16 protein-coding genes and 1 pseudogene are annotated in these 16,545 nt (G+C 70.5%); 14 read left to right on the top strand and 3 right to left on the bottom strand.

Annotated elements, in window-relative coordinates; genetic code table 11:
* Positions 1-4 precede the first annotated feature (4 nt).
* Positions 5-655, top strand: coding sequence for a hypothetical protein (locus tag AC3ET3_RS03715; RefSeq protein ID WP_432134322.1), 651 nt, complete (start codon positions 5-7; stop codon positions 653-655).
* Between the two features lie 57 nt (positions 656-712).
* Positions 713-1,408 carry a demethylmenaquinone methyltransferase gene (locus AC3ET3_RS03710; protein WP_432134321.1) on the top strand — a complete coding sequence of 232 codons (696 nt, stop codon included), beginning with the start codon at positions 713-715 and terminating at the stop codon, positions 1,406-1,408.
* A 44-nt stretch (positions 1,409-1,452) separates the two neighbouring features.
* On the opposite strand, the gene AC3ET3_RS03705 is transcribed toward AC3ET3_RS03710, so the two are convergent.
* On the bottom strand, positions 1,453-1,767 hold the full coding sequence (locus AC3ET3_RS03705; protein WP_432134320.1) for a PASTA domain-containing protein: 315 nt from the start codon (positions 1,765-1,767) through the stop codon (positions 1,453-1,455).
* Between the two features lie 292 nt (positions 1,768-2,059).
* Positions 2,060-2,590: pseudogene (locus AC3ET3_RS03700) on the bottom strand (GNAT family N-acetyltransferase); the annotation flags it as partial.
* A gap of 71 nt (positions 2,591-2,661) precedes the next feature.
* On the opposite strand from AC3ET3_RS03700, the gene AC3ET3_RS03695 reads away from it, so the two are divergent.
* On the top strand, positions 2,662-3,957 hold the full coding sequence (locus AC3ET3_RS03695) for a geranylgeranyl reductase family protein (protein WP_432134319.1): 1,296 nt from the start codon (positions 2,662-2,664) through the stop codon (positions 3,955-3,957).
* A gap of 120 nt (positions 3,958-4,077) precedes the next feature.
* Here AC3ET3_RS03695 and AC3ET3_RS03690 read toward each other — a convergent pair whose 3' ends face one another.
* Positions 4,078-4,905 (bottom strand): C40 family peptidase, encoded by an 828-nt coding sequence (locus tag AC3ET3_RS03690; protein WP_432134318.1) that lies wholly within the window; start codon positions 4,903-4,905, stop codon positions 4,078-4,080.
* Between the two features lie 737 nt (positions 4,906-5,642).
* On the opposite strand from AC3ET3_RS03690, the gene AC3ET3_RS03685 reads away from it, so the two are divergent.
* The 11 genes from AC3ET3_RS03685 to nuoK are packed head-to-tail and all read left to right on the top strand — an operon-like array spanning position 5,643 to position 16,539.
* On the top strand, positions 5,643-6,002 hold the full coding sequence (locus AC3ET3_RS03685; protein WP_007383963.1) for an NADH-quinone oxidoreductase subunit A: 360 nt from the start codon (positions 5,643-5,645) through the stop codon (positions 6,000-6,002).
* 15 nt (positions 6,003-6,017) lie between these two features.
* A complete protein-coding gene (locus tag AC3ET3_RS03680) occupies positions 6,018-6,572 on the top strand; it encodes a NuoB/complex I 20 kDa subunit family protein (RefSeq protein ID WP_055635348.1) in 555 nt (184 codons plus the stop codon).
* The gene (locus AC3ET3_RS03675) at positions 6,569-7,312 is read left to right on the top strand and encodes an NADH-quinone oxidoreductase subunit C (RefSeq protein WP_432134317.1); all 744 of its coding nucleotides are present in this window, start codon (positions 6,569-6,571) and stop codon (positions 7,310-7,312) included. The genes AC3ET3_RS03680 and AC3ET3_RS03675 overlap by 4 nt, the downstream gene beginning before the upstream one ends.
* 55 nt (positions 7,313-7,367) lie before the next feature.
* Positions 7,368-8,684: an NADH-quinone oxidoreductase subunit D gene (locus AC3ET3_RS03670; RefSeq protein ID WP_432134316.1), complete on the top strand. Its 1,317-nt coding sequence runs from the start codon at positions 7,368-7,370 to the stop codon at positions 8,682-8,684.
* Positions 8,681-9,553, top strand: a complete 873-nt coding sequence (gene nuoE / locus AC3ET3_RS03665) for an NADH-quinone oxidoreductase subunit NuoE (RefSeq protein ID WP_435611604.1) — start codon at positions 8,681-8,683, stop codon at positions 9,551-9,553. Before AC3ET3_RS03670 ends, nuoE begins: the two co-directional genes overlap by 4 nt.
* Positions 9,553-10,899, top strand: coding sequence for an NADH-quinone oxidoreductase subunit NuoF (nuoF, locus tag AC3ET3_RS03660; RefSeq protein ID WP_432155492.1), 1,347 nt, complete (start codon positions 9,553-9,555; stop codon positions 10,897-10,899). Before nuoE ends, nuoF begins: the two co-directional genes overlap by 1 nt.
* Positions 10,896-13,400: an NADH-quinone oxidoreductase subunit G gene (locus tag AC3ET3_RS03655; protein WP_435611603.1), complete on the top strand. Its 2,505-nt coding sequence runs from the start codon at positions 10,896-10,898 to the stop codon at positions 13,398-13,400. Before nuoF ends, AC3ET3_RS03655 begins: the two co-directional genes overlap by 4 nt.
* Positions 13,397-14,761 (top strand): NADH-quinone oxidoreductase subunit NuoH, encoded by a 1,365-nt coding sequence (nuoH, locus tag AC3ET3_RS03650; protein WP_432134312.1) that lies wholly within the window; start codon positions 13,397-13,399, stop codon positions 14,759-14,761. The genes AC3ET3_RS03655 and nuoH overlap by 4 nt, the downstream gene beginning before the upstream one ends.
* The gene (nuoI, locus tag AC3ET3_RS03645) at positions 14,754-15,404 is read left to right on the top strand and encodes an NADH-quinone oxidoreductase subunit NuoI (protein ID WP_432134311.1); all 651 of its coding nucleotides are present in this window, start codon (positions 14,754-14,756) and stop codon (positions 15,402-15,404) included. Before nuoH ends, nuoI begins: the two co-directional genes overlap by 8 nt.
* Positions 15,401-16,243 (top strand): NADH-quinone oxidoreductase subunit J, encoded by an 843-nt coding sequence (locus tag AC3ET3_RS03640; protein WP_432134310.1) that lies wholly within the window; start codon positions 15,401-15,403, stop codon positions 16,241-16,243. The genes nuoI and AC3ET3_RS03640 overlap by 4 nt, the downstream gene beginning before the upstream one ends.
* Positions 16,240-16,539, top strand: a complete 300-nt coding sequence (gene nuoK, locus AC3ET3_RS03635) for an NADH-quinone oxidoreductase subunit NuoK (RefSeq protein WP_432134309.1) — start codon at positions 16,240-16,242, stop codon at positions 16,537-16,539. The genes AC3ET3_RS03640 and nuoK overlap by 4 nt, the downstream gene beginning before the upstream one ends.
* The last annotated feature ends 6 nt before the right edge of the window (positions 16,540-16,545 follow it).

Genomic DNA, 16,545 nt, shown 5'->3' with positions numbered 1-16,545 from the left:
CCCGTTGCCGACGATCCACACCGCCGGTCTGCTGCTCTTCGGCGACCGGCAGGGCTCGGCGCTGCCCGGCGGCGCCGTCCTGGTCGCGGGGCGGGGCAGCGGGACCGTGGGGCCGTACGAGGAGTTGGCGCGGGCGCATCCGGACGCCCGGGTGCGCCGCTGGCCGGGCCTGATCGCGCCGGGGCTGGTCAATCCGTACGGTCCCGAACTGCTGGAGGGGGCCTACCACCCCGACCCGCGTGAGGCCGGCGAACTGGGCACCGAGCCGATCTCCGGCGCGGCGCTGGCCGCCCTGCCCATGACCGACGCCCGCTGGGGTGCGAGCGCGCGGCGCGGGGTGCAGCGGATGCTGGCCCACGGGACCGTGGCGGTGGCGGGCGCCCTGTGGCGGCCCGCCGTGCTGGACGCCGTGCACCGGGCGGGGTTGAGGGCCGAGGAGCGCCTGGAGGTGCCGCCGGGGCCGCCGGCTCTGGACCCGCTGGCCGGGCGGTCGCGACTGGCGGAGGCGGTGCTCACGCCGCTGAGCCCGCACGCCGGCGTCCTCTTCGGCTTCGCCGTCTTCGACGCGCCCGACGAGGCGGCGCTGCTGGAGCGCGGCGCCGGGTGCTGTGTGGCGACGGTGCTGGGCGGCCGGCTGGTGCACCGGCGACGCTAGGCGCGCTGTCCGGGGGCGGAACCCGCTCCGGTGGGGCCGTACTGCCACAATGAACCGGTGACCCGCGCATCCCTGGACAAGCAGCCGCACGAAGTCGCCTCGATGTTCGACAACGTGGCGGAACGGTACGACCTGACCAACGACGTGCTGTCCCTGGGACAGGACCGGCGCTGGCGCAAGGAGGTGGCGAGAGCCGTCGACGCCCGCCCCGCGCAGAAGGTCCTCGACCTGGCCGCCGGCACCGCGACCTCCTCCCTGCCGTTCGCGCGGACCGGCGCGTACGTCGTCCCCTGCGACTTCTCGCTCGGCATGCTCCAGGTCGGCAAGCGCAGGCACACCTGGCTGCCGTTCACGGCCGGCGACGCGACCCGGCTGCCGTTCAGGGACGACACCTTCGACGCCGTGACCATCTCCTTCGGGCTGCGCAACGTGCAGGACTTCGACGCGGCCCTGCGTGAGATGCACCGGGTGACGCGGCCCGGCGGACGCGTGGTGATCTGCGAGTTCTCGCACCCGACCTGGGAGCCCTTCCGCACCGTCTACACCGAGTACCTGATGCGCGCCCTGCCGCCGGTGGCGCGCGCCGTGTCGTCGAACCCGGACGCCTACGTCTATCTCGCCGAGTCCATCCGCGCCTGGCCCGACCAGCCGGCCCTCGCCGAGCGGCTGCGCAAGGCGGGCTGGTCGAAGGTCGCGTGGCGCAACCTCAGCGGGGGCGTGGTGGCCCTGCATCGGGGCTTCAAGGAGAGCTGAGCCGGTCCGTCCGCCGCCGGTTCAGGACTCCGGTGCCGGTCCGGTCAGCCGGCGATCGTCTCGCAGGTGTCCCCGGGCCGGTCCAGCTCGCGCTGGAGTCCGCCGCCGCCCGGCCTCGGCACCCGCGGCTCGCGTACGCCCGCCCCGCCGCCGCCCTCCCCTTCACCGAAGTCGAACCAGACGGTGACGACGGCGCCGCGCGGCACCTCGGCCCCCGGCGGCGGGTACTGCCGTACGACGTGCTCGACCACGGCGCGCCCGACGTCGGGCCGGTCCGCGGCGGCCAGGAGAACCCCGTGGGCCTGGGCCGACTCGCGCGCGTCCAGGGCCATCAGACCGATCAGGCGCGGCACGCGCACCTCGGGTGTTGTGGGCGGTATGAGCACGGATGTCACCCCCAGCGGTACTGGCAGGGTATCCGCCCGGGGTGCCGCCCGGAAGCGCCAAGTGTCTTTCTGTGACAGTCGATTACACGGCGTCACCGGAGGATCCGGCGCCCGCCCCGGCGGAGGGGGCCGGGGACGGCGAAGGGGCCGGGGACGGTGAGAGGACGGGGGGCGGCGAGAGGACGGGCGACGGCGCGGGGGCCAAGGACGGCGAGAGGACCGGGGATGCCGAGGCCGCGGCCGGCGTCGAGGGCGTGGCGGAGGCCAGGTCCAGCCGGTAGCAGTGCGCCTCCTGCCCGGAGTCCGGCGACGTGAACCGCTCGGCCGGCCGCATCCCGAGCCGCCGGGTGACCTCTATGGAGCGGGCGTTGCGCGCGTTGACGACGGCCACGACGCCGGGTACCCCGGCCTCCCGCACCCGCTCCAGCGTCATCCGGGCGGCGGCCGTGACGTACCCCTGGCCCCAGTGTTCCCGCCCGAGCCGCCAGCCGATCTCGATCTCGCCGACCGGCCCCCAGTCCCGGGGCCACGGCTGGGCGCCGGTGAAGCCCAGAACCCGCTCCGACTCGTCCAGCACCGTCCACAGGCAGAACCCCAGCTGGGCGTCGTGCCGGCGCTGGCGGGCGGTGAGCTCCTCGTAGACGGACAGCTCCGCCGGCCTGCCGCCGTGGAACTCCATGACGTCCGGGTGGGCGAAGATCCGGTGCCAGGCCACCGCGTCCTCGTCGGTGGGAACACGCAGCCGTACTACGGGGAGAGCTCGGTTCACGGGGCAGCCCTTCAGCCGGGTGATCAATTCTGCTGCATAGACTGCCCATGTCCAGTGCCGGTCGGCACGCAGATTTCGAACGTTGGGGAGATCCCGCCGTGACCGTCGTGACTGAGCCCCTCTCCGAAAACACCGCCGATGTCATCGTGGTCGGCGCGGGACCGGCCGGCTCCACGACGGCCTACCACCTCGCCAAGTCCGGCCTCGACGTCCTGCTGTTGGAGAAAACCGAGTTCCCGCGCGAGAAGGTCTGCGGCGACGGCCTCACCCCGCGCGCGGTCAAGCAGCTGGTGGCCATGGGCATCGACGTCTCCGAGGAGGCCGGCTGGCTGCGCAACAAGGGACTGCGGATCATCGGCGGCGGGGTCCGTCTCCAGCTGGACTGGCCGGATCTCGCCTCCTTCCCCGACTACGGCCTGGTCCGCAAGCGCGACGACTTCGACGAGCAACTCGCCCGCCAGGCCCAGAAGGCGGGGGCGCGGCTGTACGAACGCTGCAACGTCTCCGGGCCGATCGTCGACGACCGCACCGGCCGCATCACGGGCGTCACCGCCAAGCTGGGCGAGGACAAGCGCGAGGTCACCTTCCACGCGCCGCTGGTGGTCGCCGCCGACGGCAACTCCACCCGGCTGTCGCTGGCGATGGGCCTGCACCGCCGCGAGGACCGCCCGATGGGCGTCGCGGTCCGTACGTACTTCACGTCCCCGCGCCACGACGACGACTACCTGGAGTCCTGGCTGGAGCTGTGGGACCGCCGGGGCCCGGGCGAGGACCGGCTGCTGCCCGGCTACGGCTGGATCTTCGGCATGGGCGACGGCACGTCCAACGTGGGTCTCGGCGTCCTCAACACCTCCGACTCCTTCAAGGAGCTGGACTGGCGCGAGGTGCTCAAGGCCTGGTGCGCGTCCATGCCGGAGGACTGGGGCTACACCCCCGAGAACATGACCGGCCCGATCCGCGGCGCCGCCCTGCCCATGGCCTTCAACCGCAAGCCGCACTACACCAAGGGCCTGCTGCTGGTCGGCGATGCCGGTGGCCTGGTCAACCCCTTCAACGGCGAGGGCATCGCCTACGCCATGGAGTCCGGGCAGCTCGCCGCCGACGTCATCGTCCAGGCCCACGCCCGGGCCACCGCCGGCCAGCGCGAACTCGCCCTGCTGCGCTACCCGCAGATCCTGAGGGACACCTACGGCGGCTACTACACGCTCGGCCGCGCCTTCGTGAAGCTCATCGGCAACCCGAGGGTCATGAAGATCGCCGCCCAGCGCGGGCTGACCCACCCCGTGCTGATGAAGTTCACCCTCAAGCTGCTGGCCAACCTCACCGACCCGACCGGCGGCGACGCGATGGACCGCGTCATCAACGGGCTGAGCAAGGTGGCCCCGAAGGCGTAGTCCTCCGGAGGCGCAGTCCTCCGGGAAACAGCCGGAAGGGCCTCGGCCGCTGAGCGGCCAAGGCCCTTCGCCGACGCCTGTGGCGCCGAACGCCTGTGGCGTCGACAGGTTGTGGCGCCGTCAGAGCACCCGCACCGCGCCCGACGCCGGGTAACCGGACAGGTCCTGGATGACGACGCCCTTGGAGGGGTTGGCCGCGTCCAGGTACTGGCCGTTGCCCACGTAGACGGCGACGTGGTACGCCGAGCCCTTGGCGCCCCAGTAGAGGATGTCGCCGACCTGGAGGTTGGACAGGGACACCTCGGTGCCCCGCGTGGACTGGTCCTGCGAGACGCGCGGCAGGTCGACCCCGACCTGCCGGAAGGCGGCCTGGACCAGGCTGGAGCAGTCCCACGCGTTGGGGCCGGTCGCGCCCAGCACGTAGGCGTCGCCCAGCTGCGCCTTCAGGAAGGAGATGACCGTGGCCACGCTGCCGCTGGCGGGCGCGCTGACGGTCGTGTTCGACGAGGCGGACAGGGTGGCCCGCTCCGCGCTGCGCGCGGCCCGCTCGGCGGCGGCCTTGCGGGCGTCCTCGGCGGCCTGCTTGCGCGCCTCCGCCTTCTTCGCCTCGGCGAGGTCCTTCGCGGCCTGCTCGGCCGCTGCCGCTGCCGCCGCGTCACGCTCGGCCTGCAGCTGGTAGTTCGCGGCGGCCTGCTCCATGGCCGCGGCGGACTCGGCGACCTGAGCGCTCAGGTCCGCCGTCAGCGTGGGCAGTTCCAGCGTCTGCGTCACCGGCTCGGCCGCGTTCGCCGCGGTGGACGCGCCGGCCACGCCGACGGTGCTGAGGATGCCACCGGCCACGCCCGCCCGCATCGCGATCGTCGACGCGCTGCGAGGGCGGGGCTTCCGGTGGCTACGTATGTGAGCGGTGTGGGACATGGGTACAAGCGGTACCAGGGGCTGCTCCATACCTTCAAGAAACGTGTGCTGCGCCACAATTGTTCAATCGACCGCCCAACTCCCGGTCCGCAGCTTCTTTATTGACGCCTTAACGGACATTGCGGACTCTGGTGATCATGCCTGTGATCATGGGCTTTCGTCGTTACGTCCCAATTGCCCCGCGCTTACCACCGGTGAGGGTGGTTGGCCAAGCCCGGCTTTCTCGCGGCCCGTGCGAATGTGTCCGAGGTCACGGAACGGTTACCGGCGGGGCTGCGTCTCGCGCGGCGTATCGCGCCGCATGCCGCGCTCGTGAACGTGTGCACACGCTCCTGCCCGGCTCGCCTCCGTCCACACCTGTCGCCCGGCTCCCTCCGGGGTGTGAACGCGCTCCTCTATCAAGGGCCGATGTCCAAGGCCAATTTGCATGCGCCGGAACCATCTTGATATGGAGACGCCCCTCCCGAGCTGCGGCGATGAACAAAAATGTCACTTGTTGTGACCACTCTGACGCTTCGCGTGCGAAGATCACCGCTGATATGACTTCATGATCCTTCGTCAGGTGGCAGAGATCACAAAGCTCAGGTAATACCCCGTGTCGCAGATCACAGAGCCTCGGGCATAAGATGCGTGGCAGTTGGGCTTGTGACCTGCTTCACATGTTCTCGATCTTCGCCGGGACGGGCGGGGTTCGTGGGGCAGTTGAGGCGGACCGCGGGCCCGCAGAACCGCCACCAGTCAGTGCCGACTGAAGGGAGCGAGGAGCGGTGAACGCGTATGCGCCCATCCTCGTACTGGGAGCCCTCGGGGCAGGCTTTGCGATCTTCTCCGTGGTGATGGCCACGCTGATCGGTCCGAAGCGGTACAACCGCGCCAAGCTTGAGGCCTACGAGTGCGGCATCGAGCCGACCCCCACGCCGGCCGGCGGCGGGCGCTTCCCCATCAAGTACTACCTGACGGCGATGCTCTTCATCGTCTTCGACATCGAGATCGTCTTCCTCTACCCCTGGGCCGTCACCTTCGACGCCCTGGGTGTTTTCGGGCTCGTGGAGATGCTGCTCTTCGTGCTCACCGTCTTCGTCGCGTACGCGTACGTATGGCGGCGCGGCGGCCTGGAATGGGACTGAGGGGCCTTTAACGACATGGGACTCGAAGAAAAGCTGCCGAGCGGCTTCCTGCTGACCACCGTCGAGCAGGCCGCGGGCTGGGTGCGCAAGGCGTCCGTCTTCCCCGCCACCTTCGGCCTGGCCTGCTGCGCCATCGAGATGATGACCACCGGCGCCGGACGGTACGACCTGGCGCGCTTCGGCATGGAGGTCTTCCGCGGTTCGCCGCGCCAGGCCGACCTCATGATCGTCGCGGGCCGGGTCAGCCAGAAGATGGCGCCGGTACTCAGGCAGGTCTACGACCAGATGCCCAACCCGAAGTGGGTCATCTCCATGGGCGTGTGCGCCTCCTCCGGCGGCATGTTCAACAACTACGCGATCGTCCAGGGCGTCGACCACATCGTCCCGGTCGACATCTACCTCCCCGGCTGCCCGCCACGGCCGGAGATGCTGATGGACGCGATCCTCAAGCTGCACCACAAGATCCAGAACTCCAAGCTGGGCGTGAACGCCGAGGAGGCGGCCCGCGAGGCGGAGGAAGCGGCGCTCAAGGCCCTGCCCACCATCGAGATGAAGGGGCTGCTGCGGTGAGTGACGCCAACGGCGCGGGCGGCGCCAACCCCGAGAAGGACCTCAGCGCCTCGAACCTGCCGGGCCAGCGCGGCCAGGGCGGCGAGGAGATCCGCGTCCAGCGCGGCATGTTCGGCGCCGCTGACGGCGGCGACACCTCCGGCTACGGCGGACTGGTCCGCTCCGTCCGACTCCCCGGCCCGGCGAGCCGCCCCTACGGCGGCTGGTTCGACGAGGTCGCCGACGAGCTGGAGGGCGCCCTGGAGGAACAGGGCCTGCTGCCCGGCAACGCCATCGAGAAGACGGTCGTCGACCGCGACGAGCTCACCTTCCACATCGAACGCGAGCACCTGGTCCGCGTCGCCCGGACCCTGCGCGACGACCCCGCCCTGCGCTTCGAACTGTGCACCGGCGTCAGCGGCGTCCACTACCCGCACGACAAGGGCCGCGAGCTGCACGCCGTCTACCACCTGCGCTCGATCACCCACAACCGGCTGATCCGCCTGGAGGTCAGCGCCCCGGACGGCGACCGTCACATCCCGTCGCTGGTCTCCGTCTACCCGACCAACGACTGGCACGAGCGTGAGACCTACGACTTCTTCGGGATCGTCTTCGACGGCCACCCGGCCCTCACGCGGATCATGATGCCGGACGACTGGCAGGGCCACCCGCAGCGCAAGGACTACCCGCTCGGCGGCATTCCCGTCGAGTACAAGGGCGCGCAGATCCCGGCCCCGGACCAGCGGAGGTCGTACTCGTGAGTGCCCACCCGTCGCCCGGCCACCACCCCTCAACGACTCCCCTCGGGAGGCAGTCATGAGCAGCGCTTCCCCTCGGGAGACCACCGAGGGCACCGTCTACACGGTCACCGGTGGCGACTGGGACGAGGTCGTCCAGTCCGCGGCCCGCGCCGACGACGAACGCATCGTCGTCAACATGGGCCCCCAGCACCCCTCCACCCACGGGGTGCTCCGCCTGATCCTGGAGATCGAGGGCGAGACCGTCACCGAGGCCCGGTGCGGCATCGGCTACCTGCACACCGGCATCGAGAAGAACCTGGAATTCCGCACGTGGACGCAGGGCACCACCTTCGTCACGCGCATGGACTACCTGACGTCCTTCTTCAACGAGACCGCCTACTGCCTCGCCGTCGAGAAGCTCCTCGGCATCGAGGACCAGATCACCGAGCGCGCCGAGATCATCCGGGTGCTCCTGATGGAGCTGAACCGGCTCTCCTCCCACCTGGTGTGCATCGCCACCGGCGGCATGGAGCTCGGCGCGACCACGATCATGATCTACGGGTTCCGCGACCGCGAGATGATCCTCGACCTCTACGAGCTGATCACCGGCCTGCGCATGAACCACGCGTACATCCGGCCCGGCGGACTCGCCCAGGACCTGCCGCCCGGCGCGGTGGACCAGATCCGCGAGTTCGTGAAGAAGATGAAGAAGAACCTCCCGGAGTACGACAAGCTCGCCACCGGGAACCCCATCTTCAAGGCCCGCATGCAGGACGTCGGCTACCTGGACCTGGCCGGCTGCATGGCCCTCGGCGCCACCGGCCCGATCCTGCGCTCCACGGGCCTGCCCCACGACCTGCGCAAGACACAGCCCTACTGCGGTTACGAGACCTACGACTTCGAGGTGCCGACCGCCGACAGCTGTGACTCCTACGGCCGCTTCCTGATCCGGCTGGAGGAGATGCGCCAGTCGCTCAGGATCGTCGAGCAGTGCCTGGACCGGCTCCAGCCCGGCCCGGTCATGGTCGCCGACAAGAAGATCGCCTGGCCCGCCCAGCTCGCCCTGGGACCGGACGGGCTCGGCAACTCCCTCGACCACATCAAGAAGATCATGGGCACCTCCATGGAGGCCCTGATCCACCACTTCAAGCTGGTGACCGAAGGCTTCCGCGTACCGCCGGGACAGGCGTACGCGGCCGTCGAGTCGCCCAAGGGAGAACTCGGTGTGCACGCCGTCTCCGACGGCGGCACCCGGCCCTTCCGGGTCCACTTCCGCGACCCGTCGTTCACCAATCTGCAGGCCATGGCGGCGATGTGCGAGGGCGGCCAGGTCGCCGACGTCATCGTCGCCGTCGCGTCCATCGACCCCGTGATGGGAGGCGTCGACCGGTGACCACCTCATCTTCGGACCGCGGCGTCGGACTGGGCATGCCCGAGCTGCCCGCACCCGCGTACCCGGACGACGTCCGGACCCGGCTGGAGGAGGACGCGCGCGAGATCATCGCCCGCTACCCCGACTCCCGGTCCGCGCTCCTGCCGTTGCTGCACCTCGTGCAGTCGGAGGAGGGACATGTCACGCGGACCGGGATGCGGTTCTGCGCGGACATGCTCGGCCTGACCACCGCCGAGGTCACCGCCGTCGCCACCTTCTACACCATGTACCGGCGCAAGCCGTCCGGTGAATACCAGGTCGGCGTGTGCACCAACACGCTGTGCGCCGTGATGGGCGGCGACGCGATCTTCGAGGAGCTCCAGGAGCACCTGGGCGTCGGCAACGGCGAGACCACCGACGACGGCAAGATCACCCTGGAGCACATCGAGTGCAACGCGGCCTGCGACTACGCGCCGGTCGTGATGGTCAACTGGGAGTTCTTCGACAACCAGACCCCGCAGAGCGTCAGGCGGCTGGTGGACGACCTGCGCACCGGCAGGACCGTCTCGCCGACCCGCGGGGCGCCGCTGTGCACCTTCAAGGAGACCTCGCGGATCCTGGCCGGCTTCCCCGACGAGCGGGACGGGGCCGTCGAGGCGAGCGGGAGTGCGGGACCGCCGTCACTGGTGGGCCTCCGCCTGGCCAGGGGCGAGACCGCACCCGCGCGCGTGGTCCATCCACGCGACGGCGGTCCGCACGAGGGGCCGCGGGACGGCACGGTGCACGAGCCGTCGCCGACCGAGCACCTCAGTTCGCATGACGCGCCGCAGGACACATCGGCCTCCGACCCCGCCCACCCGGCCGGGCCCACCGCCGAGGAGGGGGAGTGATGACCTTGGCACCCGAGCTGAAAGACACCGGCCCCGAGAAGCTGCTCGCACCCGTGCTGTCGGCCTTCTGGGACGAGGACCGGTCCTGGTCGCTCGACGTCTACCGACGGCACGAGGGGTACGAGGGACTCCGCAAGGCGCTCGCCATGTCACCGGACGACGTGATCGCGTACGTCAAGGACAGCGGACTGCGCGGGCGCGGCGGCGCGGGATTCCCGACGGGGATGAAATGGCAGTTCATCCCCCAGGGAGACGGAAAACCACACTATCTGGTTGTCAACGCCGACGAGTCGGAGCCCGGGACGTGCAAGGACATCCCGCTCCTCTTCGCGAACCCGCACAGCCTCATCGAGGGCATCGTCATCGCGTGTCACGCCATCAGGTCCTCGCACGCCTTCATCTACCTGCGGGGCGAGGTCGTCCCCGTTCTGCGGCGGTTGCACGAGGCCGTGCGCGAGGCCTACGCGGCGGGCTACCTCGGCGAGAACATCCTGGGCAGCGGACTCGACCTGACCCTCACCGTGCACGCCGGCGCCGGCGCGTACATCTGCGGTGAGGAGACCGCGCTGCTGGACTCCCTCGAAGGCCGCCGTGGTCAACCGCGGCTGCGTCCCCCCTTCCCTGCGGTGGCGGGCCTCTACGCGTGCCCGACTGTTGTGAACAACGTCGAGTCGATCGCGTCGGTTCCCGCGATCCTGCACCGGGGCAAGGACTGGTTCCGGTCGATGGGAACCGAGAAGTCGCCCGGCTTCACGCTCTACTCCCTCAGCGGCCACGTCGCCAGCCCCGGCCAGTACGAGGCACCCCTCGGCATCACCCTGCGCCAACTGCTGGAGATGAGCGGCGGCATGCGCCCCGGCCACCGCCTGAAGTTCTGGACGCCGGGCGGCTCCTCGACCCCGATGTTCACCGACGAGCACCTCGACGTCCCCCTCGACTACGAAGGGGTGGGCGCCGCGGGCTCCATGCTCGGCACGAAGGCACTCCAGTGCTTCGACGAGACGACCTGCGTGGTGCGGGCCGTGACCCGCTGGACCGAGTTCTACGCCCACGAGTCCTGCGGCAAGTGCACGCCCTGCCGCGAAGGCACCTACTGGCTGGTGCAGCTGCTGCGGGACATCGAGGCCGGCAAGGGCGCCATGGCCGACCTCGACAAGCTCAACGACATCGCCGACAACATCAACGGCAAGTCCTTCTGCGCCCTCGGCGACGGCGCCGCCTCGCCGATCTTCTCCTCGCTCAAGTACTTCCGCGAGGAGTACGAGCAGCACATCACGGGCCGCGGCTGCCCCTTCGACCCGGCCAAGTCGACGGCCTGGGCCGACCGTACGGAGGTGAACGCATGACAGTGACCAGCAGCGCTCCCTCCGGGAGCGGCGAGGCGGCGGTCCCGCCGGAAGACCTGGTGACGCTGACGATCGACGGTGCCGAGATCAGCGTGCCCAAGGGCACCCTGGTCATCCGGGCCGCCGAGGAACTCGGCATCGAGATCCCCCGGTTCTGTGACCACCCGGCCCTCGACCCCGCCGGCGCCTGCCGCCAGTGCATCGTGGAGGTGGAGGGCCAGCGCAAGCCGATGGCGTCCTGCACCATCACCTGCACCGACGGCATGGTGGTGAAGACCCAGCTCACCTCGCCGGTCGCCGAGAAGGCCCAGAAGGGTGTGATGGAGCTCCTGCTCATCAACCACCCGCTGGACTGCCCGGTCTGCGACAAGGGCGGCGAGTGCCCCCTGCAGAACCAGGCGATGTCGCACGGCAACGCCGAGTCCCGCTTCGAAGGCCGCAAGCGGACCTACGAGAAGCCGGTGCCCATCTCCACCCAGGTGCTGCTCGACCGCGAGCGGTGCGTGCTGTGCGCCCGCTGTACCCGCTTCTCCAACCAGATCGCCGGCGACCCGATGATCGAGCTGATCGAGCGGGGCGCGCTCCAGCAGGTCGGCACCGGCGAGGGCGACCCCTTCGAGTCGTACTTCTCCGGGAACACCATCCAGATCTGCCCGGTCGGCGCCCTCACCTCCGCGGCCTACCGGTTCCGCTCCCGCCCCTTCGACCTGGTCTCCTCGCCGTCGGTCTGCGAACACTGCTCCGGCGGCTGCGCCACCCGCACCGACCACCGGCGCGGCAAGGTCATGCGGCGGCTCGCCGCCGACGACCCCGAGGTCAACGAGGAGTGGATCTGCGACAAGGGCCGCTTCGCGTTCCGCTACGCGCAGCAGAGGGACCGCCTGCAGACGCCGCTGATCCGCAACGCGGAAGGCGAGCTGGAGCCGGCGTCCTGGCCGGAGGCGCTGCAGATCGCCGCCCAGGGCCTGCTGGCCTCGCGCGGCCGCACCGGTGTGCTGACCGGCGGCCGGCTCACCGTGGAGGACGTCTACGCGTACAGCAAGTTCACGCGCGTGGCGCTCGACTCCAACGACATCGACTTCCGCGCGCGCGTGCACAGCGGTGAGGAGGCCGACTTCCTCGCCGCCCGGGTCGCCGGACACGGCCGTGACCTCGACGGTACGGGCCTGACGTACTCCGCTCTGGAGAAGGCACCCGCCGTCCTCCTCGTCGGGTTCGAGTCCGAGGAGGAGGCACCCGGCGTCTTCCTCCGGCTGCGCAAGGCCTGGCGCAAGCGCGGCATGCAGGTGTTCTCGCTGGCCACGCACGCCACCCGAGGCCTGGAGAAGGCGGGCGGCACCCTGCTGCCGGCCGCTCCCGGCACCGAGACCGAGTGGCTGGACGCCCTGGCCGGCGGAGTCGGCCTGGACGAGGCGGGCACCCGGGCGTCCGAGGGGCTGCGCGCCCAGGGCGCCGCGATCGTCGTGGGAGAGCGGCTGGCCGCCGTGCCCGGTGGGCTCACGGCCGCGCTGCGGGCCGCGCGGTCGACCGGTGCCGGGCTGGTGTGGATCCCGCGCCGGGCCGGCGAGCGGGCCGCGGTCGAGGCGGGCGCGCTGCCGTCGCTGCTGCCGGGCGGCCGTCCGGCCACCGACCCGCGCGCGCGTGAGGAGGTCGCCGCCGCCTGGGGCGTCGCCGAACTCCCGCACCGCTACGGCCGCGACACCGGCCAGATCATCGAGGCCGCCGTGGGCGGCGAACTGCAGGCGCTGGTCGTGGCCGGCGTCGAGATCGCCGACCTCCCGGATCCGGCACGCGCGCGTGCGGCGCTGGACGAGGTGGGCTTCCTGGTGTCGCTGGAGCTGAGGCCCGGCGAGGTCACCGAGCGCGCCGACGTCGTACTGCCGGTGGCCGCGGTGCCGGAGAAGGCCGGGGCCTTCCTCAACTGGGAGGGCAGGGTGCGGTTCTTCGACGCCGCACTCAAACCGGAGCAGATGACCCGGCGCCTCGCGCCCACCGACGGGCGCGTGCTGCAGATGCTCGCCGACGCCATGGACATCCATCTGGGCCTGCCGGACCTGCGCACCACGCGCGCGGAGATCGACCGGCTCGGCCTGTGGGACGGCGCCCGCGCCACCGAACCGGTGGAGGGCGCGGCCGCGCTGCCGCGGCCCGCGGCCGGTGAGGCGGTGCTGGCCGGACACCGGCTGCTGCTCGACCAGGGCGTCCTGCAGGAGGGCGACGAGGCGCTCGCCGGGACCCGGCACGCCGCACACGCACGCGTGTCGGCCGCCACGGCCGCCGAGGCGGGCGTCAAGGACGGTGATCTGCTGGCCGTGACCGGGCCGGCCGGTGAGGTCCGGCTCCCGCTCCAGGTCACCGAGATGCCGGACCGGGTGGTCTGGCTGCCGCTGAACTCCGCCGGCGGGGGCGTCGCCTCCGACACCGGCGCGGTCCCCGGGTCCCTCGTCCGCATCGGCCCGGCCCTGACCGCCGCCGAAGCCCCCCAGGAGGTGGAGGCATGAGCCCGTACCTCGCCGCAGAAGACCTCTCGATGTTCGGCCGCGACCCGTGGTGGCTGGTCGTCATCAAGGCCGTGTTCTGTTTCGCCTTCCTGATGCTGACCGTGCTGTTCTCCATCGTCTGGGAACGCAAGGTCGTCGCCTGGATGCAGCTGCGCATCGGCCCCAACCGGCACGGCCCCTGGGGCATGCTGCAGTCCCTCGCCGACGGCATGAAGCTGATGCTGAAGGAAGACGTCGTCGTCAAGCGCGCCGACAAGGTGGTGTACGTCCTCGCGCCGATCGTCGCGGCCATCCCGGCCTTCATGGCCATCGCCGTGATCCCCTTCGGCCCGGCCGACAACGAGATCTCGATCTTCGGCCACCGCACCACGATGCAGCTCACCGACCTGCCGATCGCGATGCTCTACATCCTCGCGGTGGCCTCGGTGGGCATCTACGGCATCGTGCTCGCCGGGTGGAGCTCCGGGTCGACCTACCCGCTGCTGGGCGGCCTGCGCTCCTGCGCGCAGATGATCTCGTACGAGATCGCCATGGGTGCCGCGTTCGCGTCGGTGTTCCTCTACTCGGGCTCGATGTCGACGTCGACGATCGTGGAGCAGCAGCAGGACCGCTGGTACATCCTCCTGCTGCCGGTCTCCTTCATCCTCTACATCGTCACCATGGTCGGCGAGACCAACCGCGCGCCGTTCGACATGCCGGAGTCCGAGGGCGACCTGGTCGGCGGCTTCAACACCGAGTACTCGTCGATCAAGTTCGCGATGTTCATGCTCGCCGAGTACGTGAACATGGTGACGGTCTCGGCGGTGGCGACCACGCTGTTCCTGGGCGGCTGGCGGGCTCCCTGGCCGGTCAGCACCTTCTGGGAGGGCGCGAACCACGGCTGGTGGCCGATGCTCTGGTTCACGATCAAGGTGCAGCTGCTGCTGTTCGGCTTCATCTGGCTGCGCGGCACCCTGCCCCGGGTCCGCTACGACCAGCTGATGAAGCTCGGCTGGAAGGTCCTGATCCCCGTCTCGGTCGTCTGGCTGATGCTCGTCGCGACGGTGCGGACCCTGCGCAACGAGAACTACGACTTCGCCGACATCGCGCTCTACGTCGGCGGTGGTGTGCTGGTCCTGCTGCTGGTCTCCGTCATCGCCGACATGTTCCGCGAGAAGACCCAGGCGGCCGAGCATGCCGCCGAACCGCCGGCCGCGTTCGACCCGATGGCGGGCGGGTTCCCCGTGCCGCCGCTGCCGGGTCAGGAGCTGCCCCCGGTGCCTAGGCGCCGCCCGAGCCGGGAGCGGGAGCTGATTGTCAGTGGTGGGGCGGACACTGTGAGTGACGGATCGCTGGATGGAAAGGAGGCGTCCGATGGCTGAGGAGCCCAAGGAGAGCGAGCAGTTGAAGCCCGGCTTCATGAACCCCGTCGCCGGGTTCGGCGTGACCTTCAAGGCCATGTTCAAGAAGCGGCTGACCGAGCAGTACCCGGAGCAGAAGAAGACCACGGCTCCGCGGTTCCACGGACGGCACCAGCTCAACCGCCATCCGGACGGCCTGGAGAAGTGCGTCGGCTGCGAGCTGTGCGCCTGGGCCTGCCCGGCCGACGCCATCTACGTCGAGGGCGCGGACAACACCGAGGAGGAGCGCTACTCGCCGGGCGAGCGGTACGGGCGGGTCTACCAGATCAACTACGCCCGCTGCATCCTGTGCGGCCTGTGCATCGAGGCGTGCCCCACGCGCGCGCTCACGATGACCAACGAGTTCGAGCTGGCCGACTCCAGCCGCGCCAACCTCATCTACACCAAGGAGCAGCTGCTCGCCGGGCTCGAAGAGGGCATGGTCGACACGCCGCACGCCATCTACCCGGGCACGGACGAGCAGGACTACTACCGGGGCCTGGTGACGGAGGCCGCGCCGGGCACCGAGCGCCAGGCGGCCGTCTCCAAGGGGGAGGCCCCGCAGGAAGCGGCGGCCGACTCCGGCGAGAACGAGCCCGCCTCGCAGGAGGTGACCGGCCGATGAGCGCACAGCTCGCCGCCTACACCACCTCCACCGGTGAGGCGTTCCAGTTCTGGGTGCTCGGCACCGTCGCGGTGCTCGGCGCGCTGGGCACGGTGCTGATGAGGAAGGCCGTGCACAGCGCGCTCTGCCTGGCCGGCACCATGATCGTCCTGGCGGTCTTCTACCTCGCCAACGGCGCCTACTTCCTGGGCATCGTGCAGATCGTCGTCTACACCGGCGCGATCATGATGCTGTTCCTGTTCGTGGTGATGCTGGTCGGTGTGACCGCCGCGGACTCGCTGAAGGAGACCCTCAAGGGCCAGCGGTGGCTGGCCCTGCTGTGCGGTCTCGGGTTCGCCGTCCTGCTGATCGCGGGCATCGCCAACGCCTCCCTGACGGAGTTCAACGGTCTCGGCCAGGCCAACTCGGGCGGGAACGTGGAGGGGTTGGCCACCCTGCTCTTCACCAAGTACGTCTTCGCCTTCGAGATCACCGGAGCCCTGCTCATCACGGCGGCCGTCGGCGCGATGGTGCTCACCCACCGCGAGCGCACCGAGCGCGCCAGGACCCAGCGGGAACTGGCCGAGCAGCGGGTCCGCGAGGGCAAGCACGTGCCGCCCCTGCCGGCGCCCGGCGTGTACGCGCGGCACAACGCCGTCGACATCGCCGGCCTGCTGCCCGACGGCACCCCGGCGGAGCTCACGGTCAGCAGGACGCTGCGCGAGCGCGGCCAGATCCGCGACGTGTCCGCCGAGGCCCTGAGCGATCTCAAGACGCTGCAGCAGCGCGCCGAGGACCGCCTGGAGCGGACCGAGATCGAGCCGCCGCACTTCCAGCGGACCGAGGAGGCGTCGAAGTGAACCCGGTCAACTACCTGTATCTCGCCGCCCTGCTGTTCAGCATCGGCGCGAGCGGTGTCCTGATCCGGCGCAACGCGATCGTGCTGTTCATGTGCGTCGAGCTGATGCTCAACGCCTGCAACCTCGCGCTCGTCGCCTTCTCCCGGCTGCACGGCAATCTCGACGGCCAGATCATCGCCTTCTTCACGATGGTCGTGGCCGCGGCCGAGGTCGTGGTCGGACTGGCGATCATCGTGTCGGTGTTCCGCGCCCGCCACTCGGCCTCGGTCGACGACGCCAGCCTGATGAAGCTGTAAGGGGTC

The sequence above is a fragment of the Streptomyces sp. bgisy159 genome (assembly GCF_057707805.1).
The sequence above is the reverse complement of the archived record's forward strand: the minus strand, read 5'-3'. Positions and strand labels throughout refer to the sequence as shown.

Coding starts and splice junctions, on each gene's coding strand:
- AC3ET3_RS03690 (WP_432134318.1), bottom strand. CDS start 4,905: ATGGAGCAGCCCCTGGTACCGCTTGTACCCATGTCCCACACCGCTCAC.
- AC3ET3_RS03670 (WP_432134316.1), top strand. CDS start 7,368: ATGAGCAGCGCTTCCCCTCGGGAGACCACCGAGGGCACCGTCTACACG.
- nuoH (WP_432134312.1), top strand. CDS start 13,397: ATGAGCCCGTACCTCGCCGCAGAAGACCTCTCGATGTTCGGCCGCGAC.
- nuoI (WP_432134311.1), top strand. CDS start 14,754: ATGGCTGAGGAGCCCAAGGAGAGCGAGCAGTTGAAGCCCGGCTTCATG.
- nuoF (WP_432155492.1), top strand. CDS start 9,553: ATGACCTTGGCACCCGAGCTGAAAGACACCGGCCCCGAGAAGCTGCTC.
- AC3ET3_RS03655 (WP_435611603.1), top strand. CDS start 10,896: ATGACAGTGACCAGCAGCGCTCCCTCCGGGAGCGGCGAGGCGGCGGTC.
- AC3ET3_RS03640 (WP_432134310.1), top strand. CDS start 15,401: ATGAGCGCACAGCTCGCCGCCTACACCACCTCCACCGGTGAGGCGTTC.
- AC3ET3_RS03680 (WP_055635348.1), top strand. CDS start 6,018: ATGGGACTCGAAGAAAAGCTGCCGAGCGGCTTCCTGCTGACCACCGTC.